Below are 22,314 nucleotides of genomic sequence, written 5' to 3'. Positions count from 1 at the left end.
GCAGGCAGCAGGCAGCAGGCAGCAGACGGCAGACGGCAGACGGCAGACAAGCAGTGCAAGGGCGAGTGAGCCGAAGGGGCACGACGGCGGCGAGAGGGCGAGCGCGCGGAGGCCCGCTGGGCTGAGCCCGGTCGCCCTCCCGCCGCGGGGCCCCGGAGCCCCGAGGCGAACCGAGCCGCAGAAAAGGGGAACACCGCCATGACCACCACCTTCGGATCCCCGGAGTGCCCGGAACAGCCGGAACACCCGGAACCGGCCCTGTCGGTCCGCCAGGTGCTGGCGCTGGAACGGGTGCTCGCCGGCGAGCCCGAGGTGGTGGCCGGCGCCGCCCGGCTCGACCGGCCGGTACGCTGGGTGCACGTCGCCGAGGCGGCCGACGTGGGCGTGATGCTCAGCGGCGGCGAGATGGTCCTGACCACCGGCGTGCTGCTCGCCGGCGACGAGGAGAAGCAGGCCGAGTACATCCGCTCGCTGCACCACGCGGAAGCCGCCGCCGTCGTCCTGGGCCTGGGCCGGGCGTTCCCCGCCCCGCCGGACGTCATGCGGCGGGCCGCCGAACGGTGCGGGCTGCCGCTGATAGTCCTGCACCGGCCCTTCCCCTTCGCGGAACTGACGGAGGAGGTGCAGTCCCGGCTGGTGCGGCGGAAGTTCGCCGCGGTCAGCCTCTCGGAGTCGGTGCGCACGGCCCTCACCGGCCTCATCACCGCCGGCGCGCCCCTGCAACGCCTGCTCGACGAGGTCGCCCAGCACAGCGCCTGCCCCGTCGTCCTCACCAACCTCGCCCACCGGGTCCTCGCCACGGCGGGGGAGCGGCCGGCCGTCGACGACGTGCTGCGCGACTGGGAGCGGATCTCCCGGCAGGCATGGGGGCACCACCCAGGCCGTTCAGGCACTGGGGGAGGCAGCGAGGGCGACGGCTGGATCCGCGCCGAACTCGGCGGACGCGGCGAGCGGTGGGGCCGCATCGTGCTGTGCGGCTACCGCGGCGACACCGCCACCGGGCGGCTGCTCGCCGACCGGGCCGCCGAGGCCCTCGTCCTGCACCGCATGCTCGGCTCCAACACGGGCTGCAGCTGGGAGGAGCAGTCCGCGCAGAGCCTGCTGACCGACCTGGTCAGCGGGGTCGTACCGGCGAGGCAACTGCTGCCGCGCGCGCGTGCGGCGGGGCTGCCGGTCAACCGGCGCACCTTCGTGCCGCTGGTCGTGCGGGACAAGGACCCCGCCCGGCTCGACCGCGTGCTGCGCATGCTCGGCCTGTCCGGACTGGTCGCCGAACTCGCCGACGGCGCCGTCGCCGTGCTGCTCAGCCTGGCCCGCGACCAGGACGCGCAGGCGCTCACCGCGCACTTCGCGGCGCGGCTGCGCACCGAGTCGGGGACGCCGGGGACGGTGGTCGCCGCGGCCGACCCGCGCACCGACTGGGACGACGTGCCCGCCGGGCTGCGCGAGGCCCAGCACGTCGCGGACGCCGTCGCCGACTCCGCGGCCGCCCTGGACCTGCCGGCCGTCGTCCGGCTGAGGGACGTGCACCTGCGCGGCCTGATCCGGCTGCTGCGCGACGACCCGCACGTGCAGTCCTTCGCGGAACGCGAGCTGGACGGGCTGCTGCGCGGGCCGGACGAGGAGACGGCGGCCCTGCTGTCCGTGCTGCGCACCTACCTCGCCACCGGCCGCAACAAGTCCCGCACCGCCCAGCTCCACCACGTCTCCCGGCCCGCGCTCTACCGGCGCCTGGAAGCCATCCAAAGCCGCCTCGGCGTGGACCTCGACGACTTCGAACAGGCCGCCTCCGTGCACATCGCGCTCCTCGCACACGACGCGCAACAGGGCTGAAACACATGATGACCAGGGAAAACGGCGGTGAAACATGGGCCCGCGACAAGGTGACAACGTGGCACGCCGCGGGGCCGCAGACGTGACACGGTGCACCTCAAAGCCCGCCCCCGGACTTCCTAGCCTTCTCGCACACCGAGCGACCGGAGGTCCCGATGAGCCAAGTGATCCGCGCCGCCCTCTTCCAGACCGCGTGGACGGGCGACAAGGAGTCGATGATCCAGGTGCACGAGCAGGCCGCGCGGGACGCGGCCGCGCAGGGCGCCCAAGTCCTCTGCTTCCAGGAACTGTTCTACGGTCCCTACTTCTGCCAGGTCCAGGACAAGGCGTTCTACGAGTACGCCGAGCGCATCCCCGACGGCCCGATCGTCAAGCGCTTCCAGGCGCTCGCCCGGGAGTTGGGCCTGGTCCTCGTGCTGCCGATGTACGAGGAGGAGCAGCCGGGCGTCCTGTACAACACGGCCGCCGTGATCGACGCCGACGGCACCTTCCTCGGCAAGTACCGCAAGCACCACATTCCGCAGGTGCCCGGCTTCTGGGAGAAGTTCTACTTCCGTCCCGGCAACGCGGGCTGGCCGGTCTTCGACACCGCCGTCGGCCGGATCGGCGTCTACATCTGCTACGACCGGCACTTCCCGGAGGGCTGGCGGGCGCTGGGCCTGGCCGGCGCCGAGATCGTCTTCAACCCGTCGGCCACCTCGCGGGGACTGTCCCGCTACCTGTGGCAGCTGGAGCAGCCGGCCGCGGCCGTCGCCAACGAGTACTTCGTCGGCGCGATCAACCGGGTCGGCGTGGAGCAGTACGGCGACAACGACTTCTACGGCACCTCGTACTTCGTGGACCCGGAGGCCCAGTTCGTCGGCGAGGTGGCGAGCGAGAAGGAGACCGAACTCGTCGTCCGCGACCTGGACCTGGCCAAGCTGCGCGAGGTGCGCGACCGCTGGCAGTTCTTCCGGGACCGCCGCCCCGACGCGTACGCCCCGCTGACCGCACCCTGACCGAACCGTTCACCCTGGCAGGAGAGGGACCATGAGCAGCCGTACCGTCATCCGCGGTGGCCTCGTCGTCACCGCGTCCGACGAGATCCACGCCGACGTCCTGATCGAGGACGGCCGTATCGCCGCCCTCGCCGCCTCCGGCACCCCGGCCGCCGAGGCCTGGACGGCCGACCGCACCATCGACGCCTCCGGCAAGTACGTCATCCCGGGCGGCGTCGACGTCCACACCCACATGGAGCTGCCGTTCGGCGGCACCTTCGCCTCCGACACCTTCGAGACCGGCACCCGGGCGGCCGCCTGGGGCGGCACGACGACGATCGTGGACTTCGCCGTGCAGAGCGTCGGACACTCCCTGCGAGAGGGCCTGGACGCCTGGCATGCCAAGGCCGAGGGCAACTGCGCGATCGACTACGGCTTCCACATGATCGTCTCCGACGTGAACCAGGAGACGCTGAAGGAGATGGACCTGCTGGTGGAGGAGGGCGTCACCTCCTTCAAGCAGTTCATGGCCTACCCGGGCGTCTTCTACAGCGATGACGGCCAGATCCTGCGTGCCATGCAGCGCTCCGCCGACAACGGCGGCCTGATCATGATGCACGCCGAGAACGGCATCGCCATCGACGTGCTCGTCGAGCAGGCCCTGGCCCGCGGCGAGACCGACCCCCGCTACCACGGCGAGGTCCGCAAGGCCCTCCTTGAGGCGGAGGCCACCCACCGCGCCATCAAGCTCGCGCAGGTCGCCGGAGCCCCCCTGTACGTCGTGCACGTCTCGGCCGCGGAAGCCGTCGCGGAGCTGGCCAGGGCCCGCGACGAGGGCCTGAACGTGTTCGGCGAGACCTGCCCGCAGTACCTCTTCCTGTCCACCGACAACCTCGCCGAACCCGGCTTCGAGGGCGCGAAGTACGTCTGCTCCACGCCCCTGCGCCCCAAGGAGCACCAGGCCCGGCTGTGGAACGGCCTGCGCACCAACGACCTCCAGGTCGTCTCCACCGACCACTGCCCGTTCTGCTTCACCGGCCAGAAGGAACTGGGCCGGGGCGACTTCTCCAAGATCCCCAACGGGCTGCCCGGCGTGGAGAACCGCATGGACCTGCTCCACCAGGCCGTCGTCGACGGGCACATCTCGCGCCGCCGCTGGATCGAGATCGCCTGCGCCACCCCGGCCCGCATGTTCGGCCTGTACCCCAAGAAGGGCACCATCGCCCCCGGCGCCGACGCCGACGTCGTCATCTACGACCCGCACGCCGAGCAGGTGATGTCCGCGGACACGCACCACATGAACGTCGACTACTCGGCGTACGAGGGCAAGCGCACCACCGGCCGGGTCGAGACGGTCCTCTCGCGCGGCGAACCCGTCATCACCGAGCGGGAGTACACCGGACACGCCGGGCACGGCGTCTACACCCCGCGCTCCACCTGTCAGTACCTCAACTAGGAGTGGCGCCCATGGACTTCGGACTCGTCCTGCAGACCGATCCGCCGGCCACGAAGGTCGTCGAGCTGATGAAGCGCGCCGAGCGCAACGGCTTCACCCACGGCTGGACCTTCGACTCGGCCGTGCTGTGGCAGGAACCGTTCGTGATCTACAGCCAGATCCTCGCCCACACCGAGCGGCTGAAGGTCGGCCCGATGGTGACCAACCCGGGCACCCGCACCTGGGAGGTCACCGCCTCCACCTTCGCCACCCTCAACGACATGTTCGGCAACCGCACCGTCTGCGGCATCGGCCGCGGCGACTCCGCGATGCGCGTGGCGGGCCGCAAACCCAACACCCTGGCCCGCATCAGCGAGGCCATGAAGGTCATCCGGGCGCTGGGCCGCGGCGAGGAGGCCGACCTCGGCGGCGGCACCGTCGTCAGGTTCCCGTGGATCAGGCCCGGCGCCGAACTGCCCGTCTGGATGGCCGCGTACGGGCCCAAGGCGCTGAAGATGACCGGCGAGGAGGCCGACGGGTTCATCCTCCAGCTCGCCGACCTCTACCTCACCGAGTACATGGTCAAGGCGGTCAAGGACGCGGCCGCCGCGGCCGGCCGCGACCCGTCCGAGGTGACGATCTGCGTCGCCGCCCCGGCGTACGTCACCGAGGACGACTCGCCCGAGGCGCTCGCCCACGCCCGCGAGCAGTGCCGCTGGTTCGGCGGCATGGTCGGCAACCACGTCGCCGACCTCGTCGCCAAGTACGGCGCGCACTCCGCCCAGGTCCCCGAGGAACTCACCGACTACATCAAGGCCCGCGAGGGGTACGACTACTCGCACCACGGGCGTGCCGACAACCCGGACACCGCGTTCGTGCCCGACGAGATCGTCGACCGTTTCTGCCTCATCGGCCCGGTCGAGCGGCACATCGAGAAACTGAACGCACTGCGGGAACTGGGCGTCGACCAGTTCGCCGTGTACGACATGCACGACGCGCAGGAGGCCGTGATCGACGCGTACGGCCAGAAGGTCATCCCCGCGGTCAACTCCTGACCCAAGCAGCCGGGTTGTCCCGTCCCCCCACTCCCGTTCACCCCTCCCCGGCGTGTGCCGGGGAGGGGCCGGAGCCCGCACTGGCCTTTCCGGAACCGCCCCTCGTTTGATTGGCCTGCCCATGACCGAAACCGCTCCCCCGGCCATACCGCCGACCGCCCAGGTCACCCGCCCCGACGGACGCGTGGAGATCGCCCCGGGATCCCCGCTGCCCACCGGCCCCTACGCCAACGACGACCTGCTGCCGGTCCCCGTCGAGAAGCGCACGTGGACCACGTACAACTTCTCCGCGCTGTGGGTCGGCATGGCCCACAACACCGCCTCCTGGACCCTGGCCTCCGGTCTGATCGCCGTCGGCATGGACTGGAAGCAGGCGGTGTTCACCATCGCCCTGGCCAACGTGATCGTGCTCGTCCCGATGCTGCTCACCGGGCACGCGGGACCGAAGTACGGCATTCCCTTCCCGGTGTTCGCCCGCGCCTCCTTCGGCGTGCGCGGCGCCAACCTGCCCGCCGTCGTACGGGCGTTGGTGGCGTGCGGCTGGTTCGGCATCCAGACCTGGATCGGCGGCGAGGCGATCTACTTCCTGGCCGGCAAGCTGATCGGCGACAGCTGGGCGAACGCCTCGCACGTCGGCGGCTACGCCTGGACCATGTGGCTGTCGTTCGCGCTCTTCTGGGTGCTGCAGATCGCCATCATCTACCGCGGCATGGAGACCATCCGCCGCTTCGAGAACTGGGCGGCGCCCTTCGTGCTCGTCGGCGCGTTCGTGATGCTGATCTGGATGAGCAACAAGGCCGGCGGCTTCGGTCCGCTGCTCGACCAGCCCTCCAAACTCGGCTGGGGCGGCGACTTCTGGAAGCTGTTCTGGCCCTCCCTCATGGGCATGATCGGCTTCTGGTCCACGCTGTCGCTGAACATCCCCGACTTCACCCGCTACGGCAAGAGCCAGAAGGCGCAGACCTGGGGCCAGGCGCTCGGCCTGCCGACCACCATGACCCTCTTCGCGCTGCTGTCGGTGCTGGTCACCTCCGGCTCGCAGGCGGTGTACGGCGAGACGGTCTGGGATCCGGTACAGCTGGCCGCCAAGACCGACAACGTGGCCGGCCTGCTGTTCGCGCTGGTGACCGTGCTGGTGGCCACCCTGTCCGTGAACATCGCGGCCAACCTGGTCTCCCCGGCCTTCGACTTCTCCAACATCGCCCCGCGGAAGATCAGTTTCCGGGTCGGCGCGCTGGCCACCTGCGTCCTCGGGGTGCTGATCTTCCCGTGGAAGCTGTACTCCGATCCGCAGGGCTACATCTTCACCTGGCTCGGCCTGGTCGGCGGGCTGCTCGGCACGGTCGCCGGCATCCTGATCGCCGACTACTGGATCCTGCGCCGCGGCAAGCTCGACCTGGTCGACCTGTACCGCACGGGCGGCCGCTACTGGTACGACGGCGGCTGGAACTGGCGGGCCGTCGCCGCCTTCGCCGTCGGAGGTGTCCTGGCAATCGGCGGCGCCAGCTTCAAGCCGCTGATCGACGGACGGCCCATCCCGGCCCTCGAACCGCTCGCCGACTACGGCTGGGCGGTGGGCCTGGGCACGTCGATGGTGCTCTACGTGGCCCTGATGCTGCCGCGCGGCAGGCAGCGGCTGGAGGCCTGAACCGGGCGGGGGAGGGCGGCCGGCCGGGGTTCCCGCCGACTGCCCTCCCCGGTCCGCGCTACCGGCTGCCCTCCAGCGCCGCCACCGCGTCCTTCGCCGCCTTGATGGCGCCCTTGTTGATCTCGTCCGTGCCGGGCGCCTTCTTGGTCTCGAAGTCGCTGCCGTTGTAGGTGACGACCACGAGCGCGTTCGCCACCCGGGCCACCACCTCGCCCTCACGGGTCTGCTGCTTGTCCTCCGTGGTGAGGTTCACCACGGAGTAGCCCGCGTCGCCGAGTCCTGGGACGTCCCCGCCGCCGCTCTTCTCCGTGATCCGGGCCTGGTACGCGTTCTGCGCCTCCTGGTCCGAGTCCATGATCTCGAAGGAGACGTCGAGCCAGCGGTAGTCGTAGCCCTTCAGGGCGTTCCAGGAGCAGGTGCGGCGCAGTGTCTGGTCCGTCGACCGGATCTCCTTCCCGGCCGTCTTCGCCCCCGGAACCAGCGACTTGACCGTCTTCGTCGCCACGGCACCGCACGGCGCGGGAGCGGCGGTGTACGTCTTCGCGACGGCCGTGGACGACGGCGCCGAGGCCGACTTGGTGCCGGTCTGCGGCGCGTCCTTGTGCTGGGCGGCCGGCGTCGCGGAACCGGACGACAGCGCCCAGCCCGCCGTGGCGAGCACGACGACCGGGGTCAGGCGCGCGGCCAGCGCGAGCGGCAGAGGAAGATCACGCACGGGCACACTTCTCGGTGGGGGACGGTGTGCGGAGCAGTCCGCACTGCGGACGGGCGTAGTTTCACACGAGTACCTCCGAGACGGAAGTGCCAACTCGCTCCGTACACGGCCGGTTACCGACGCGTAGCCCGGGCGGGCGCCCGGCGCGCCCGGTTCGCGGTGACGAGCCACGGCGTGCCGCGCGGGGCGACATGGCGCCGTGACTCGTACGGGGCGGGAGTCATCCGGGGCCACGCGGACACGGGAGGAGACGGCGCGGTCCGGCGCACGGACCCCGAGACGTCCACGCCGACCGCCTGCCCGCGCCGGGCCTGCCGGGCCTGCTGGGCCTGCTGGGCCTGCTGGGCCTGCCGGGCGGCGACGCGGGTGGCGGCCCCGGCGCCGCAGCCGGCGTCGAGGACACGGTCGCCGGGCCTGATGGCCGCCGCCGCAGAACAGAGCGTCTTCGACGCCCTACAGCAGGGCGTCGTCACGGTGGGGGCGGGCGGCCCGGTGGGAGCCGACGGGGCCGTTCCGGGCGGGCGCCCGCAGCGAAACCCGCGCGGCCGAGGACCCTCCACAACATGCGTTACTCCTGGTCGAGTTGAGCCCACGTGGGATGGCGAGCGCGGGCGGGACACCACGCGCGTCGGCCTGGCGGAAGGCAACACCGGTGAACTCGGGATCAACGGCACCTCAAGCGGCCGGACGAAAGGGACTTCAAGCGGGTGGGAGCTGGTCCGTGCGGAGCCCGTGGGATCGCAGAACCTTCGTAGGCCCCGGGCGTGGGATGAAATGCTCCGTGCGGGAGCGCTCGCTTCGGACCCGGCCGAGGCACCCGACGAGTGAGGTGAGAGATGCGGTTCACCACCCGGCCCACCCTCCAGGGCACCTTCGGCATGGTGTCCTCCACCCACTGGCTGGCCTCGCAGTCCGCGATGGCCGTGCTGGAGGACGGCGGCAACGCCTTCGACGCCGCGGTGGCGGGCGCGTTCGTGCTGCACGTCGTCGAGCCGCACCTGAACGGCCCCGCCGGCGAGGTGCCGATCCTGCTCGCCCCGGCCGGCGGCGAGGTGCGGGTGCTGTGCGGGCAGGGCGTGGCCCCGGCCGGCGCGACGATCGCGCACTACCGGGGACTCGGACTGGACCTCGTCCCCGGCACCGGGCCGCTCGCCGCCGCCGTGCCCGGCGCGTTCGACGCCTGGATGCTGCTGCTGCGCGACCACGGCACCAAGACCCTGGCCGACGTCCTGAAGTACGCCGTCGGGTACGCCGAACACGGGCACGCACCCGTGGAGAACGTCGGCGCGACCGTCGAGTCGGTACGGGAACTCTTCGAGACGGAGTGGACCTCCTCGGCAGAGCTGTACCTGCCGGGTGGCAAGGCGCCCCGCCCCGGCGAACTGCTGCGCAACCCCGCGCTGGCCGCCACCTGGAAGCGGCTGCTCGCCGAGGTCGCGGGCGCCGGGGACCGGCAGGCGCAGATCGAGGCCGCGCGGGAGGTGTGGCGGACCGGGTTCATCGCCGAGGCCCTGGTGCGGCAGGCCGCCCGGCCCACCAGGGACACCAGCGGCGAACGCCACACCGGCACCCTCACCGCCGCCGACCTCGCCGGCTGGTCCGCCGGCTACGAGACGCCGGCGACGTACGACTGGAACGGCTGGACCCTGTGCAAGGCCGGCCCGTGGAGCCAGGGCCCGGCGCTGCTCCAGCAACTCGCCCTGCTGCCGTCCGAACTGCCGCCGTACGGCTCCGCGGACTACGTCCACCTGCTGATCGAGGGCTGCAAACTCGCCATGGCCGACCGGGAGGCCTGGTACGGCGACGCGGCCGAGGTGCCGCTCGGCGACCTGCTGTCGGCGGACTACAACACCGCCCGGCGCCGCCTGATCGGCGACACCGCCTCCCACGAACTGCGGCCCGGCAGCCCCGGCGGACGCACCCCGCGGCTGAGCGCCCACGCGCACGTGATCGCCGCCGAGGCTCCCGGCTTCGACCCGATGGGCGCCGGTGAGCCCACCGTCGCCAAGGTCCCCGCCTCGCCCGTGCCCGGAGAGCCCCCGGTCGACGCGGACGGCGCGACCCGCGGCGACACCTGCCACCTGGACGTCGTCGACCGCTGGGGCAACATGGTCGCCGCCACGCCCAGCGGCGGCTGGCTGCAGTCCAACCCCGTCGTCCCCGAACTGGGCTTCCCGCTCGGCACCCGGCTGCAGATGACCTGGCTGGAGGAGGGCCTGCCGAACTCACTGACGCCCGGCCGGCGGCCCCGCACCACCCTCACGCCCTCCCTCGCCCTGCGCGACGGCGAGCCGGTGCTGGCCTTCGGCACACCCGGCGGCGACCAGCAGGACCAGTGGCAACTGCACTTCTTCCTCGCCGTCGCCCTGCGCGGCCCGGTGCGCGGCGGCCTCGACCTCCAGGGCGCGATCGACGCGCCGAACTGGCACAACGACAGCTTCCCCGGTTCCTTCTACCCGCGCGGCATGCGGCCGGGCAGCGTCACCGTGGAGTCCCGCACGGACCCGGCCGTGGTCGAGGAGCTGCGCCGGCGCGGTCACCGCGTCACCGTGGGCGCCCCGTGGTCCGAGGGCCGGCTGTGCGCGGTCGCCCGGGACCCGGCCACCGGCGTCCTGTCGGCGGCGGCGAACCCGCGGGGGATGCAGGGGTACGCGGTGGGCCGTTGACCGTCGTCGGTACGGAACTCCGTAATCCCGCAATCCCGGATTTCATCCGGATTCCACCGCAAGTGCACCGGACGGGTGGGGATTGTCAGTGGCGCGTGCTCTCATGGAGCCATGATCGAAGACACGGAAACCATCGACGAGTTTCTCGCCCGCCACTCGGCCGACGTGGAGGAGGCGGTCCGCACGGCCGCCGCGGCCGAGATCATGCCCCGCTTCCGCCGTCTCGCCGCGCACGAGGTCGACCAGAAGAACGGCCCGCACGACCTGGTGACCGACGCCGACCGCCTCGCCGAGCGGTACCTCACCGAGGAGCTCGGCAAGCTGCTGCCCGGCTCGGTCGTGGTCGGCGAGGAGGCGGTGCACGCCGACCCGGCGTCGTACGACGCGATACGGGACGACGTGCCGGTCTGGATCGTCGACCCCGTCGACGGCACGCGCCAGTTCGTGCACGGCGACCCCGGCTTCTGCACCCTGGTCGCGCTCGCCCACCGCGGCACCGTGCTCGCCTCCTGGACGTACGCACCGGCGCTCGGCCGGCTGGCCACGGCGGCAAGGGGCCGGGGCGCGTTCCTCGACGGCGAGCGGCTGCACGCCGGTCCGCCCGACCCGGGCCGCGACCTGCGCGTGGCCACCTCGCACCCGGACTACACGACGGACGAGCAGAAGCGGGCCCTGCTCGGCCTGTGGACCGACGGCGTCGCGCCCCGTCCCTGCGGCTCGGCCGGCCTGGAGTACCTCGCCCTCGCCCGCGGCGAGTCGGACGCGGTCGCCTTCTCGTGGGAGGCGGCCTGGGACCACGCGGCGGGCCTGCTGCTGGTGGAGGAGGCGGGCGGCGCGCACCTGACCCTCACCGGGGAGCCGTTCCGGATCACGGGCGGCAACGCCCTGCCGTTCACCGCGGCCCGCGACGCGGCCACCGCCCGCAGGGTCAGGGCGCTGCTCGCGGGCTCGTCCTGACACCGACGGAGGGGCCGGCGACCTGCGGGCCGGCGGCGCCGGTTTCCCGCCTATCCTGATGCTCACATGCCATCGGCTGACGAGGGGGTCCGAAGGTGCCGTCGATGCTCGATGCGGTCGTGGTGGGCGCGGGACCGAACGGACTGACCGCTGCCGTCGAGCTGGCCCGCCGCGGCTTCTCCGTCGCCCTTTTCGAGGCCCGCGGAACCGTAGGCGGGGGTGCCCGCACCGAGGAGCTCACCCTGCCGGGCTTCCGGCACGACCCCTGCTCCGCGGCCCACCCGCTGGGCATCAGCTCGCCGGCCTTCCGCGCCCTGCCCCTGGAGCGGTACGGCCTTCAGTGGCTGCACGCCGAACTGCCCATGGCGCACCCGTTCCCCGATGGCACGGCCGCCGTGCTGTCCCGGTCGGTCGCCGAGACGGCCGCCTCCTTCGGCCCGCGGGACGCGGGGGCCTACCGCAGGCTGGTCGAGCCGTTCCTGCCCCGCTGGGACACCCTGGTCCGCGACTTCATGTCGCTGCCGCTCACCGCGCTGCCCCGCGACCCGCTGACCCTCGCCCGCTTCGGCCTGGCCGGTCTGCCCCCGTCGACGTGGCTGATCCGACGCTTCCGCGACGAGCGGGCCAGGACCCTGTTCGCCGGTCTGGTCGCCCACGTCATGGCGCCCCTCAGCGGCTTCGCCACCGGCGCCGTCGGTCTGGTCTTCGCGCTCGCCGCGCACGCCCGCGGCTGGCCCGTGGCCCGCGGCGGCTCCCAGTCCCTCTCCGACGCCCTCGCCGCCCACCTGGCGGACCTCGGCGGCAGCATCCACACCGACTACGAGGTCAAGCGCCTCGACGACCTGCCGCCCGCCCGCGCGTACGTCTTCGACACCTCGCCCACCGCCCTGGCCCGCATCGCGGGCCTCGGCGGCTACTACGACCGCTACCGCTACGGCCCCGGCGTCTTCAAGATCGATTACGCGCTGGACGGCCCGGTGCCGTGGACCGCGAAGGAGGCCCGCCTCGCGGGCACCGTGCAGATCGGCGCGGACAGCGCGGAGATCGGCGCCGCCCTGCGCGCCGCCTCCCGGGAGGGGCGGGCGCCCGACCGGCCGTTCCTGATCACGGTCCAGCCCAGCGTCGTCGACCCCACCCGCGCGCCCGAGGGCAAGCACGTCTTCTGGGTCTACGGCCATGTCCCGAGCGGCTGGACCGGAGACCTCACGGACGCCGTCGAGAACCAGCTGGAGCGTTTCGCCCCCGGCTTCCGCGACCGCGTCCTCGCCCGCGCGACCGCCGGCCCGCCCGAGATGGCCGCCCGCAACGCCAACTACGTCGGCGGCGACATCGCCACCGGCGCGGTCACCGGACTGCAGACCCTGCTGCGGCCGAAACTCTCCCTGTCCCCCTACACCACCCCGCACCCGGCCGTCTTCATCTGCTCGTCGGCCACCCCGCCCGGCCCCGGCGTGCACGGCATGTCCGGCCACAACGCGGCCAAGGCCGTGTGGAAGCGACTGCGGCAGACATGACCCCCACCATCACCTTCGTCCAGGGCGACATCAGCCGCGTCAGCGCCGACGCGATCGTCAACGCGGCCAACTCCTCCCTGCTCGGCGGCGGAGGCGTGGACGGCGCCATCCATCGCCGCGGTGGCCCCGCGATCCTGGAGGAGTGCCGCAGGCTGCGCGCCTCCAAGTACGGCAAGGGCCTGGCCACCGGCCGGGCGGTCGCCACCACCGCGGGCAACCTGGACGCCCGCTGGGTCATCCACACCGTCGGCCCCGTCCACAGCACCACCGAGGACCGCTCCGACCTGCTGGCCTCCTGCTACCGCGAGTCCCTGCGCGTCGCCGACGAACTCGGCGCCCGCACGGTCGCCTTCCCCGCGATCTCCACCGGCGTCTACCGCTGGCCGCTGCCGGACGCCGCCCGCATCGCGCTGGACACCGTACGCACCACGCCGACGGCCGTCGAAGAGATACGGTTCGTCCTCTTCGACGACCAGGCGTACGAGGCGTTCGCCCGGCACCTAAGAGTTGTCCCGTAACTGTGGTTGCGGGGCAGCCGCAGCCTCGTCAGGTGCTCGGGCTCCTCCACAGATGCCGCTCGTCCTGGGTCCCGAACCGCACGTCTCCGCGTTCAAGGTCGACGAGGATGGGCCAGCAGTCCAACAGTTGATGTCTCATATCGCGCGAGGCGAGGTACTGCACGGAGTTGTAGGGCACGATCAGGAGCCCATTGCTCTCGCGGACCCGCTCTGTGTCGATGGCGAGAGGCGGCTCGTCATCGCGCTGGCTGTGCGCGAGAAACGCCACCGCGAGCTGCAGAGCTTCGTCCTGCTCCATCATCCGTCTCAAGTCCGTCGGCTCGACGAGGGCACCCTAACCGGCCTGGGATGATCTCCGCGTGGCTGGTTTGATCACGGCGTCGGAACCGTCCTGGATAGCCCCGTTCACCGGGCTGAGCCCGAGGCAGTTCGGGAGGCTGGTGACCGTTCTGCGGCGCCAGGGTGCGGATGCCGTTCGCAAGGGCCGGCCGTGGAGTCTTCCGCTGGAGGACCGGGCCCTGCTGGTCGCGGCGTACTGGCGCACAAACCTGACCATGCGGCAGCTCGCCCCGCTGTTCGGGGTCTCGAAGTCGGCGGCGGATCGGATAATCGACCATCTGGGGCCGATGCTGGCGCTCCAGCCGCGTAAGCGGTTCGCCAAGGGCACCGTGCTCATCGTGGACGGCACCCTGGTCCCCACCCCGCGACCACACCGTGGCCGAGCAGTCGAAGAACTACCGCTACTCCACCAACCACCAGGTCGTCATCGACGCCGACACCCGCCTGGTCGTCGTGGTCGGCCGGCCGCTCGCCGGAAACCGCAACGACTGCAAGGCGTGGGAGGAACCCGGCGCCAGGTCCGCCGTCGGCAACACACTGACGATCGCCGACGGCGGCTATCCCGGCACCAGGCTCGTCATGCCCCACCGCCAACGCAAGGGCGAAGAGCTTTCGGACTGGAAACAGGAACACAACAAGTCCCACAAGCAGGTCCGTGCCCGCGTCGAGCACGTCTTCGCCCGCATGAAGAAATGGGTTTGCTGAGGCGCGACTCCATGACACTCTTCACCCGACCGGTGAAGTCGGTTTGGTGACTGCCAGAACGAACATATTTCCTCGCCGGGCAGTAACAGTCGCCTGGTATGGGCTGTCAGTTCGCCACTACGTCCCTCGAATCATGGGTTTCCAGAAATTCGAGCAGCTCCGCGAACAGCCGGGACACAACCTGATTCTCAGCTGCTTCGGAAATATCGTCCACACGACGGATACCGTCCGGAGCGACTCCCAGCTTGGCCACTAGAAGTGCCCAGTAGAGATTTCCCCCGCTGCCGAGGCGCTTCGCCAGGTGCGCAGAGAATCCGTCCAACAGATGGCCGCCGGTTGCCGCGTTACAGCCGTTGATGAACGCGATAAATTCGCGGTACCCCCCGTTGAGCCCGTAAGCGCCTGGACGTCTTTGTGCGTCCTTGAGTAACTGGTTGAAATTCATCTCCGTGACCGCACGGCGTGTATGGGCTGGGTGTCATTTGTGGGTATTCGCCGCACTGTCAATGACTCATGTAATCGTCCATTTCCTCACCGTGTCGACCTGTCCAAGCATCGTAGACCCTCTCATCTCGAACGACGACGTCATGATGGCCCCAGCCTGTGTCCTGACCTCGGTACTTTCCTAGGTTGGTGCTCCCGTCGAATCCGTTATGCGCATTCGATCGCCGCCCTTGGATATCGACGCCACGTCCTCGTATCCGTTGCTGCCGCAGATATTTGATGGCTTCCAGTTGGCACCCAAATCTGCTGGCTTGGGCGTACGTAGAGACTTCGAGGCTAGCCTTCACCAGCATCGCCTGCACTCTCATCTGTTACCGCAGACTCACCAAATGAGATGGCTTGTAAAACGCGACCCAGTCGCGAGGTGAACTCCGGAAGGGCGGGTCGTTCCAGTCTGGTCAAGCTCAGGGAATAGGCAAAAACCCTGGGGGTGAACGCGATCAAGTCACCCCAGTTGGCCGAGCGGCCGAGGCTGAAATCCCCTCGGCTACTCGGCCGAAGTGTCGTGCCCACAACTCCGCGCCCGGAGCTTGCTCCACGCGCCGTTCCACTTCGAGATTTCATCTCGCCATTGACTGACCCATTTCCTGAACCTCTAGCTGAAGGGCGCGTTGTTCTTCATCTATCGGATTGATCCTGATTCCCGCCCGCTCCAGCAGAACTACTGAGGTGAGCAGGATTCCGTGGATCTGCGCCCGAAGGACTGGATGGCCGGTTGAGAAGTACTCTCGGTGCAGTGAATGAGTGAAGATCTCGAAGGGTTCAGGGTTGATGACGTACATGTCGTTGGCAATCGGATGGAGCCCGTGTGGGCAGCCCAAGATTCTTGCCGATGACTCAGTCAAAGACACGTACCATTCACCCACGCGAAGTGACGGTGACCACACCGTTTCATCTTCTACGTCGAAGACGTAGCTCATTGCGTCCACTCCGTTTTTATTTCGACGCCGGGATTGCTGTTCCGCAACCCGGAAATCTCTCTTTCCACAGCGCTCCGAAAACCCGGCTCAACTCCCGGCTTGGTGAAATTGAAACCAATCGGTGCGTCTTCGTATCCGGGTAGATACTTTCGGGCTTCCAGGTATGAGTTGAACTTCTTTGTGATGTGTTTTGCGATCCAGGCGCCATTGTCTTGGGCGCCAATTGCAGTCTTTTCTTCCCATAGCACCCCATTTTGAACTCGGTCAATATCGGTGACGATCCGGCCCGGGTCCTTCGGATCTTTTACAATATAATCTGTCTTTCCTTCCAGTGGGCCCGCCGAGCCGCCACCCGATCCGGTTTCCGAGCGGGCTTCCGACAGTGCCTTGTTGAGGCCGTTGTCGATGCGGTTGATGCCGTCTGCTGCGCCACTGGCGCCGATGCCTATGAGGGCCACGCCGCCTGCGGCGGCGGGGCCGCCGATGAAACAGCCGGCAACGGTTGTGCAGAGCAGGGCTCCGCCGATGGTTATTTCGCCGCCAGCGTTCATGAGGAAGATGCTGGCCGCCGTCTCGAAACTGCCGGCCAGGATATCGGGGTTGGTGATAATGGCGGTGCCGTAGTTGATGGTGGTGTCCACGGCGTTTGAGATCCAGTGGAGCCAACCGCCATCGCCACCGCTGCTGCTCTTCGTGGTGTTGCCAGTGTTGCCAGTGCTACTGGTCGAGGCAGTGCCCGAATACCCGGGCGCTACTCCGCCGCCGGTTGGCTGGCCGTTCTTGGACTTGGTGCCGTCGCCGTGGGTGACGACGCCGTTGCCGCAGCCTTCGGCGAAGTTGCCGCCGCAGGCGAGGCCTTGACCTGTGGGATCGGAGAAGGTGGCGGGGTTGTTGGCGCTGTAGGTGTAGCCGTTGAGGGTCTGGGGTTTGTCGGTCTCCAGGAGTGGGTCGACGCTGATGAAGCGGCCGAGGACCGGGTCGTACTCACGGGCGCCGATGTGGATGAGGCCGGAGGAGGAGTCTGCGGTCTTGCCGAGGAAGGATTTGTCGTCGGGCCAGGTCCCGGTGCCGCCGGTGCGGGAGGCGCCGAAGGGGGTGGTGTAGCGCTTGGTCACGGCCTGGGTGGTGGCGTCCAGTGCCAGGCTGGACGTGCCGTGCTGGTCTGCGGCGAGGTAGGAGAGGGTCGAGGTCCCGGACTTGTTGCTGCGGACCGCGATGGTGGCGGTGCCGGCTGAGTAGTAGCGCTGGGCCCAGTACTTGGCGGTGGATGTGCTGGTGTCCAGGTGGACTTCGGTGGCGCCGAGGTAGAGGACCGTCTCGCCCGCGGTGTTGCGGCGGATGAGGAGGCTTCCGTCGGCGTCGTAGACGTACCCGGTGGTGCTGCTGCCCTCCACCAGCTTGCTGAGGCGGCTTTCGTTGTCCCAGACCAGGGACTGCGAGGTGGTGCCGTCGAGGCGGGTGGTGGTGTTGCCGGTGTCGTCGTAGCCGTAGGTAGCGGTGACGCCTGTGCAGGTGCCGGCGGTGGTGGTGGCGGCCAGTTGGTGGGGTTTGGTGGCGCCGTAGCAGTAGGTCTTGGCGGTGTCGCCGCTGATGGTGTGGGTGGTCTCGGTCTTGCGCAGGCCGGAGTCGGTGTAGGCGTACGAGGTCCAGTACGGGCTGACCCCGCCGAGTTTGGCGGTGGTGCGGCTGGTGGTTGAGCAGTCGGCCGTGGAGGGGGTCCAGGCGTCGGTCAGCCGCCGGTAGCCGTCATAGGCGAAGCACTGGTTGTCCACCGCGCCCGTGCCGCCCAGGGTGGTGGGGTCGCTGATCGCGGTGACGTTGCCGGCGTCGTCGTAGGTGTAGTTGAGGTCCTGCAGTTGGTAGCTGTGGGTCTGGTCGGTGACCGAGGACTCCTTCAGCCGGTCGGTTCCCTCCTCGAACTTGTTGGCGATGTAGGCCTTCTTGGTGCCGGAGGACGTTCCCAGAGTGAGCTGCTCGGTCTGGCCCAGAGCGGAGTACCTGGCGCCCAGGAGGTAGCCCGTGGCGCCGGTGACGGCGGTGGGCAGTCCCAGACCGTTGTAGTCGTTGTCGATCTCCTCGGCTCCGAGGCCGCCGGCGGCGGGCTCGGACGTGTACTGCTGGGTGCCGTCGATGTTGTAGTACGTCGAGAAGGTCAAGGTCGAGGACGAGACCGCTCCGGAAGTGACCAGAGAGTCACCGGCGGGCAGGACCAGCTGTGTGGTTGTCGCGCGGTAGAGGCTGTCGTAGGCCGTGACCTGCTTGGTGTAGGCACTTCCGGAGACTCCGCCGACATAGCGGGTGGAGGAGTCCAGCTGGCCCTTGGCCAGGGTGTCGTAGGCGTAGTGGGTGAGTTTGTTCGCGTCGACCTGTTCCTCCACTGTGGAGGTCAGGTCGTCGGTCGCGGCAGCCCTCCAGGTGTCTGTGGTGCGGCCGAGGGAGTCGTAGGCATAGACGGTGACGCGGCCCGCGCCGTCCTTGGTCCAGGAGGTCTGGTCGAGATTGGTGTAGCCGGTGGTGGCGGTGCCCTTGTCCGGGTCGACGGCGGAGGTCTGACGGCCGAAGAGGTCGTAGGAGTACGACCACTTGCTGTCGGGGCCGGTGATCGTGGACTGCTTGCCGTCGCGGGTGTAGGTGTACGCGGTGGAGGTGTACGCGGTGCCGGTGGCGGCCCCGTAGGCGGTGTCGGCCGGGGAGGTGCCAGCGTATTCGCGGCGCTCCACCGTCCGGCCCTGCGCGTCGGTGATGGTCCGGACCGCCGAGCCGCCGGAGAGGGCGGTGGTGGCGGTGGAGTCACCGGTGTAGCTGCTTGATGTGGACCATTTCTGCTCGCCGTAGACGAGCAGGGTGTTCGAGATGGGGCGCTCGGCGCCGTCGAAGACGACCTCGGTCTGCTTGGGCGCCTCGCCGTACTCGGCCCGGGTGTAGGTGCCTGACGGCGTCGCTGTCGAGTCGAAGATATCGGCGAACGTCTCGTAGGCCAGGCCCCGGCTGTCGTAGCGGGTATCCGTCAGAAGTCGGCCCCCTACTGCCGTCGGAGACTGCGTCTGCAGGGTGCGCAGCATGGAGTCGTAGAGGGTGTAGGTCGTGTTGTACGTACTGCCGTCGGCCTTGAGTGATGAGGTGGACGTCCATGATGGGGCGTCGTTGGAGACGGAGTAGGCGTAGGTGTAGTTGGCGCTCTGCGACAACGAGCGGGAGCGGTTGGGCAGCCAGGTGGAGGTCTTGCGGCCGAGGGCGTCGTAGGTGCTCTCGGTGATCTTGTTGTTGGCGTCGTAGACCTTGGTGGGTGTGCCCCGGGCGTAGTCAGCGTAGGTGTAGACGTTCTGGGACTTGGGGTTGGTGACCTTGGTCTTGGTCAGCGGGCCGACTGCGGTGGGGGTGTAGGTCGTGGTGGTGGTGTTGCCGCCGGCGTCGGTCGATGTGAGGACGCGGCCGAGTGTGTCGTACGTCAGCTTGGAGAGCGTCTGCCAGGAACTCGGGGAGCGCTCGCCGCCACTGGCGGTGGCCGGGTAGGCAGAGGCGCGGCCCGTCCAGGTCAGCTCGCCCTTGGTCGGGGTCTGGGAGGGGGTCCAGGAGGTGGCGGTGGTGTCGTCGTACACCGTAGCGGTGTCGGACAGGACGTCACCACGGCCGGCAGAGGATGTGGGCAGGGACAGCGAGGTTTCGGCGACCGAGCACGCCCGGCCGACCTTGCGGGTGCGGGAGATGAGGGAGTTGATGCCGAGGTTGTCGTTGCGGGCGTACCAGGTTCGGGTGCAGGTCTCGTCTCCGGTGACGGAGGTGTCGCCCTCGTCGTAGACCTTGGTGGGCATGCCGTAGTCGTCGAAGTCGGTGGTCGAGGTGGCGATGGTGCGCCACTTCGACGTGGCGGTGAGGTAGGTGTGGGCGTAGGTCTTCGCGGTGCGGACGTAGTACGCCTCGGTGTCGGCGTACGACTTGTGCTGGGTGGCGGTCTTCTTCAGCCAGGGGTCGTTGACCGTGACCGTCACGGGCGTTGAGCCGTTGTAGGTGATTTTTTCGCGCAGTTGCCCGGCGTACGGGTCGCTGTCGGTCTGGTCGGCCACGTCCAGGCCGGTGAAGTCGATGCCGGTGACGGAGACAGAACGCGTCGTGCCGTCTTTCTGCTTGTCGCCGTTCATGCCCTGCAGGTAGAGCGACACCGTCTTGGACTGGGTGCCGTCGGCGTCGCCGGTGGTGTCGGTGACCTTGCCGTAGCCGCGCCAGATGGACCAGGTGCGCTCGTCGGAGGGGGTGATCGGGTTGTCGTTGTGGTGCCAGGCCGGGCCGGAGTAGCTGTAGGTGTGCTCGACCGCAACGTTCTGGCCGGTCGGGTCAGAGGTGTTGACCGCCGTCACGCGGTATTTGTGGAACCAGTCGAGCGACGATTCGCTGGCGCCGTTGATGTGCCAGTAGGTCGGGTAGCAGCTCTTGGTGTCGTTGTCCTCGGCGACCGGCATGTTGGAGCCGCGTACGCATTCGGGGTCGGAGAAGGTGACGGTGGTGATCGCGCCGGTCTCGGAGGTCACTGTTTCGATGCGAGGGCGGGTCAGCGGGAGGATGTCGTCGGAGTTGGAGTCGACCCGGTTGACGCGCATCTGGTATCCGAAGGTCACCGGGTCCAGGGCGATGTCGGTGCCGTTCTTGCCGGTGTGTTTGATGGACTTCAACACCAGCGTCTGGTCGGAGGTGTCACCGATGTCGCCGCCGTCCAGGAACGCCTGGGTGAGTGTCCAGGAGTCGACGGCAGTGAAGGCGCTCGATGCGGCCGACCAGGCGTAGGTGTCGACGCCGGTCAGGCGCTTGCGGGTGAAGAAGGCCGGGCTCTTGGCGTCGCAGTTCGCGTCCTTCTTGCAGATGGAGTCGTAGGGAACGTCCGGCCAGTTGTCGGCGGTGGAGTCCGTCAGCGAGGAGCAGTCGGAGGCCGTGCAGCGTTCGTCGTAGGAGAAGGTGACCTTGTCCGAGGTGACTCCGCTGAACAGGGTGTCCTTGTTCTGCCCGTAGAGGATCTTGGTGAGGTAGCCGCCCCTGGTGTACGCGGTGGTGGCGGTGTCGGCGCCGTTCTTGGCGTAGTAGTTGGTCTCGGCGGTGTACCAGTACGTCATCGCGTTGCCGACCGGGTCTTGGACGTAGTCCAGGTTCCAGCGCCAGGCTTGGTCGAGGGAGCGGCCGGAGAAGGAGTCTCCATTGTCATAGCCGGGCTCACCGGAGTCGTCGCCGTAGACCGGGACCGTCCACACGGAATCGGTCCGCTCGGTGTCGGCACCACTGAGTTTGTTGAGACCGAAGACATACTTCGTGCCATCGCCCGTGATCACGGTCCAGTACTCACCGTTGTCGTCGCCGTTTTCGGCGCCGGTGGAGTGGGTCACGGTGGATGCGTCGTCGTTGCTGAGTCGCCACACGCCGGTGGTATCGTCCTTGACCAGTTCGCTGGACTTGCCGTTGAGGACGAGCGACGCGTTGTCGTACTTCCAGCACTGGTCGTATTTGCTGTCCTGGCCGTCGTCGTCACAGGCACCATAGGAGCGCTCGACGTAGGAAGACGTGATGTCGAACCCCTCGCCCACCTGAGTGGACTGATTGTTGGTGGACGCCGTCCTGCCGTCCGAGCTGCCGGAGTCGTACGACAGCGACAGTGTCGGGGAGGGGCCCGCCGCGGCCGGGGGCGTGCTCAGCGGGTAGGACCAGGTGAACGCGCCGGAGGAACCGCCCGCCTCCCACGTGGAGGAGGACGACAGGGGCGAGGCGGAGTAGTTACCCGATCCCGAGGCGGATTCACCCGAGGCCGCGGTCAGCGCGAGGACAGTGGCCGAGGAGGCGGCGGTCGACACCGGGGAATCGCTCACCGGGCTGGAGGTTGCGGTCGAGTTGGAGGCGAGGTCCACCTTGGCCGAGACCGACTGGCCTGAGATGTCATTGTGTGAACCGAGCGGGGTCTGCACCCGGCATGCCGCCTTCTTCGGCGTGGTCAGGGCGCAGGTGGGCAGTTGGACCAGTCGCAGGCGACCCGACCAGCCACCGCCGTAAGCGGACGCGAACGCCGAGTAGTCCACGCTCACCTCGGCCTTGCCGGGATCGGTGGCGGCCGCAGTGAGCAGGACCCCCTTGATGCCGGCTTCCTTTGTGGCCTTACGACTCAGGACACGCACCTGTGCCTGGCCCGAGGCGGGGTCCTTGTCACCGGACCGGGTGATTGTCACCGGCAGTTTACCGGCGGTGAGTTTGGCCTTCCCGCTTTCTGGGATCCGCGCGGTGCCCTCGGCCGTGCTGGGCCAGGACGCTTTCTGCTCCGCCGCTGCCCGTTTGGCCTGCAGGGCATTGGCCGCTTTGGCCGCGGCGACGGTGGCGCGGGCCTTTTTGGCACCCAGGCCGGTCACGGCTCGGACCTTGCTCGCGCGCTGCTCGGCCACCGCGGGCTTGCCCAGGCCGCCACTGGCGGCAGCCGCGACCGGTGTCAAGGCAACCGGCACGGTCAGGGCCAATGAGAGCGTCACCGCGAGCGGCGCCCAACGGGCTAATTTTTGGGTA

General features: G+C 69.2%; 14 protein-coding genes and 1 pseudogene. 10 read left to right on the top strand and 5 right to left on the bottom strand.

The features are described 5' to 3' along the window. Positions 1 to 198: 198 nt before the first annotated feature. The 5 genes from AB0G63_RS19900 to AB0G63_RS19880 all read left to right on the top strand — a co-directional run bounded on the left by AB0G63_RS19900 (position 199) and on the right by AB0G63_RS19880 (position 6,948). Complete coding sequence (locus tag AB0G63_RS19900) at positions 199 to 1,833, top strand: PucR family transcriptional regulator ligand-binding domain-containing protein (RefSeq protein WP_360751733.1); 1,635 nt, start codon at positions 199 to 201, stop codon at positions 1,831 to 1,833. A gap of 155 nt (positions 1,834 to 1,988) precedes the next feature. After that, on the top strand, positions 1,989 to 2,831 hold the full coding sequence (locus AB0G63_RS19895) for a nitrilase-related carbon-nitrogen hydrolase (RefSeq protein WP_360751731.1): 843 nt from the start codon (positions 1,989 to 1,991) through the stop codon (positions 2,829 to 2,831). 31 nt (positions 2,832 to 2,862) lie between these two features. Beyond that, positions 2,863 to 4,266 (top strand): dihydropyrimidinase, encoded by a 1,404-nt coding sequence (gene hydA / locus AB0G63_RS19890; RefSeq protein ID WP_360751728.1) that lies wholly within the window; start codon positions 2,863 to 2,865, stop codon positions 4,264 to 4,266. Between the two features lie 11 nt (positions 4,267 to 4,277). Further along, positions 4,278 to 5,300: a TIGR03842 family LLM class F420-dependent oxidoreductase gene (locus AB0G63_RS19885; RefSeq protein WP_360751726.1), complete on the top strand. Its 1,023-nt coding sequence runs from the start codon at positions 4,278 to 4,280 to the stop codon at positions 5,298 to 5,300. 121 nt (positions 5,301 to 5,421) lie between these two features. After that, a complete protein-coding gene (locus AB0G63_RS19880; RefSeq protein ID WP_360751724.1) occupies positions 5,422 to 6,948 on the top strand; it encodes an NCS1 family nucleobase:cation symporter-1 in 1,527 nt (508 codons plus the stop codon). Positions 6,949 to 7,006: 58 nt separating this feature from the next. Here the strand turns inward: AB0G63_RS19880 and AB0G63_RS19875 are convergent, their stop codons facing one another. Next, on the bottom strand, positions 7,007 to 7,663 hold the full coding sequence (locus AB0G63_RS19875) for a hypothetical protein (protein ID WP_360751721.1): 657 nt from the start codon (positions 7,661 to 7,663) through the stop codon (positions 7,007 to 7,009). Between the two features lie 836 nt (positions 7,664 to 8,499). Here AB0G63_RS19875 and AB0G63_RS19870 point away from each other — a divergent pair. The 4 genes from AB0G63_RS19870 to AB0G63_RS19855 all read left to right on the top strand — a co-directional run bounded on the left by AB0G63_RS19870 (position 8,500) and on the right by AB0G63_RS19855 (position 13,318). Further along, a complete protein-coding gene (locus AB0G63_RS19870) occupies positions 8,500 to 10,329 on the top strand; it encodes a gamma-glutamyltransferase (RefSeq protein ID WP_360751718.1) in 1,830 nt (609 codons plus the stop codon). Positions 10,330 to 10,440: 111 nt separating this feature from the next. Further along, a complete protein-coding gene (locus AB0G63_RS19865) occupies positions 10,441 to 11,286 on the top strand; it encodes an inositol monophosphatase family protein (protein ID WP_360751715.1) in 846 nt (281 codons plus the stop codon). Positions 11,287 to 11,390: 104 nt separating this feature from the next. Continuing rightward, positions 11,391 to 12,800, top strand: a complete 1,410-nt coding sequence (locus tag AB0G63_RS19860; RefSeq protein ID WP_360751713.1) for an NAD(P)/FAD-dependent oxidoreductase — start codon at positions 11,391 to 11,393, stop codon at positions 12,798 to 12,800. After that, positions 12,797 to 13,318: an O-acetyl-ADP-ribose deacetylase gene (locus AB0G63_RS19855; RefSeq protein WP_360751710.1), complete on the top strand. Its 522-nt coding sequence runs from the start codon at positions 12,797 to 12,799 to the stop codon at positions 13,316 to 13,318. The genes AB0G63_RS19860 and AB0G63_RS19855 overlap by 4 nt, the downstream gene beginning before the upstream one ends. 28 nt (positions 13,319 to 13,346) lie before the next feature. On the opposite strand, the gene AB0G63_RS19850 is transcribed toward AB0G63_RS19855, so the two are convergent. Beyond that, the gene (locus AB0G63_RS19850) at positions 13,347 to 13,619 is read right to left on the bottom strand and encodes a YrhB domain-containing protein (protein WP_360751708.1); all 273 of its coding nucleotides are present in this window, start codon (positions 13,617 to 13,619) and stop codon (positions 13,347 to 13,349) included. Between the two features lie 58 nt (positions 13,620 to 13,677). Between AB0G63_RS19850 and AB0G63_RS19845 the strand changes: the two are divergent. Further along, positions 13,678 to 14,347: pseudogene (locus tag AB0G63_RS19845) on the top strand (transposase); the annotation flags it as partial. 121 nt (positions 14,348 to 14,468) lie between these two features. On the opposite strand, the gene AB0G63_RS19840 reads toward AB0G63_RS19845, so the two are convergent. The 3 genes from AB0G63_RS19840 to AB0G63_RS19830 all read right to left on the bottom strand — a co-directional run bounded on the left by AB0G63_RS19840 (position 14,469) and on the right by AB0G63_RS19830 (position 22,244). Beyond that, positions 14,469 to 14,807 (bottom strand): hypothetical protein, encoded by a 339-nt coding sequence (locus AB0G63_RS19840; RefSeq protein ID WP_360751706.1) that lies wholly within the window; start codon positions 14,805 to 14,807, stop codon positions 14,469 to 14,471. 619 nt (positions 14,808 to 15,426) lie between these two features. After that, positions 15,427 to 15,786, bottom strand: a complete 360-nt coding sequence (locus AB0G63_RS19835; protein ID WP_360751703.1) for a DUF6086 family protein — start codon at positions 15,784 to 15,786, stop codon at positions 15,427 to 15,429. After that, entirely contained in the window at positions 15,783 to 22,244 is a 6,462-nt protein-coding gene (locus AB0G63_RS19830; RefSeq protein WP_360751700.1) for an RHS repeat-associated core domain-containing protein, read from the bottom strand. Before AB0G63_RS19830 ends, AB0G63_RS19835 begins: the two co-directional genes overlap by 4 nt. Between the last annotated feature and the right edge of the window lie 70 nt (positions 22,245 to 22,314).

Origin of the sequence: Streptomyces sp. NPDC020996 (assembly GCF_040641355.1) — a bacterium.
GTDB lineage: Bacteria > Actinomycetota > Actinomycetes > Streptomycetales > Streptomycetaceae > Streptomyces.
This window is presented reverse-complemented; position numbering and strand designations above follow the sequence as displayed.

What these genes read in the sequence shown, in the direction of transcription:
- AB0G63_RS19865 (WP_360751715.1), top strand. Translation starts at nt 10,441, where the DNA reads ATGATCGAAGACACGGAAACCATCGACGAGTTTCTCGCCCGCCACTCG.
- AB0G63_RS19870 (WP_360751718.1), top strand. Translation starts at nt 8,500, where the DNA reads ATGCGGTTCACCACCCGGCCCACCCTCCAGGGCACCTTCGGCATGGTG.
- AB0G63_RS19885 (WP_360751726.1), top strand. Translation starts at nt 4,278, where the DNA reads ATGGACTTCGGACTCGTCCTGCAGACCGATCCGCCGGCCACGAAGGTC.
- AB0G63_RS19860 (WP_360751713.1), top strand. Translation starts at nt 11,391, where the DNA reads ATGCTCGATGCGGTCGTGGTGGGCGCGGGACCGAACGGACTGACCGCT.
- AB0G63_RS19835 (WP_360751703.1), bottom strand. Translation starts at nt 15,786, where the DNA reads ATGAGCTACGTCTTCGACGTAGAAGATGAAACGGTGTGGTCACCGTCA.
- hydA (WP_360751728.1), top strand. Translation starts at nt 2,863, where the DNA reads ATGAGCAGCCGTACCGTCATCCGCGGTGGCCTCGTCGTCACCGCGTCC.
- AB0G63_RS19840 (WP_360751706.1), bottom strand. Translation starts at nt 14,807, where the DNA reads ATGAATTTCAACCAGTTACTCAAGGACGCACAAAGACGTCCAGGCGCT.
- AB0G63_RS19850 (WP_360751708.1), bottom strand. Translation starts at nt 13,619, where the DNA reads ATGATGGAGCAGGACGAAGCTCTGCAGCTCGCGGTGGCGTTTCTCGCG.
- AB0G63_RS19900 (WP_360751733.1), top strand. Translation starts at nt 199, where the DNA reads ATGACCACCACCTTCGGATCCCCGGAGTGCCCGGAACAGCCGGAACAC.
- AB0G63_RS19855 (WP_360751710.1), top strand. Translation starts at nt 12,797, where the DNA reads ATGACCCCCACCATCACCTTCGTCCAGGGCGACATCAGCCGCGTCAGC.
- AB0G63_RS19880 (WP_360751724.1), top strand. Translation starts at nt 5,422, where the DNA reads ATGACCGAAACCGCTCCCCCGGCCATACCGCCGACCGCCCAGGTCACC.
- AB0G63_RS19895 (WP_360751731.1), top strand. Translation starts at nt 1,989, where the DNA reads ATGAGCCAAGTGATCCGCGCCGCCCTCTTCCAGACCGCGTGGACGGGC.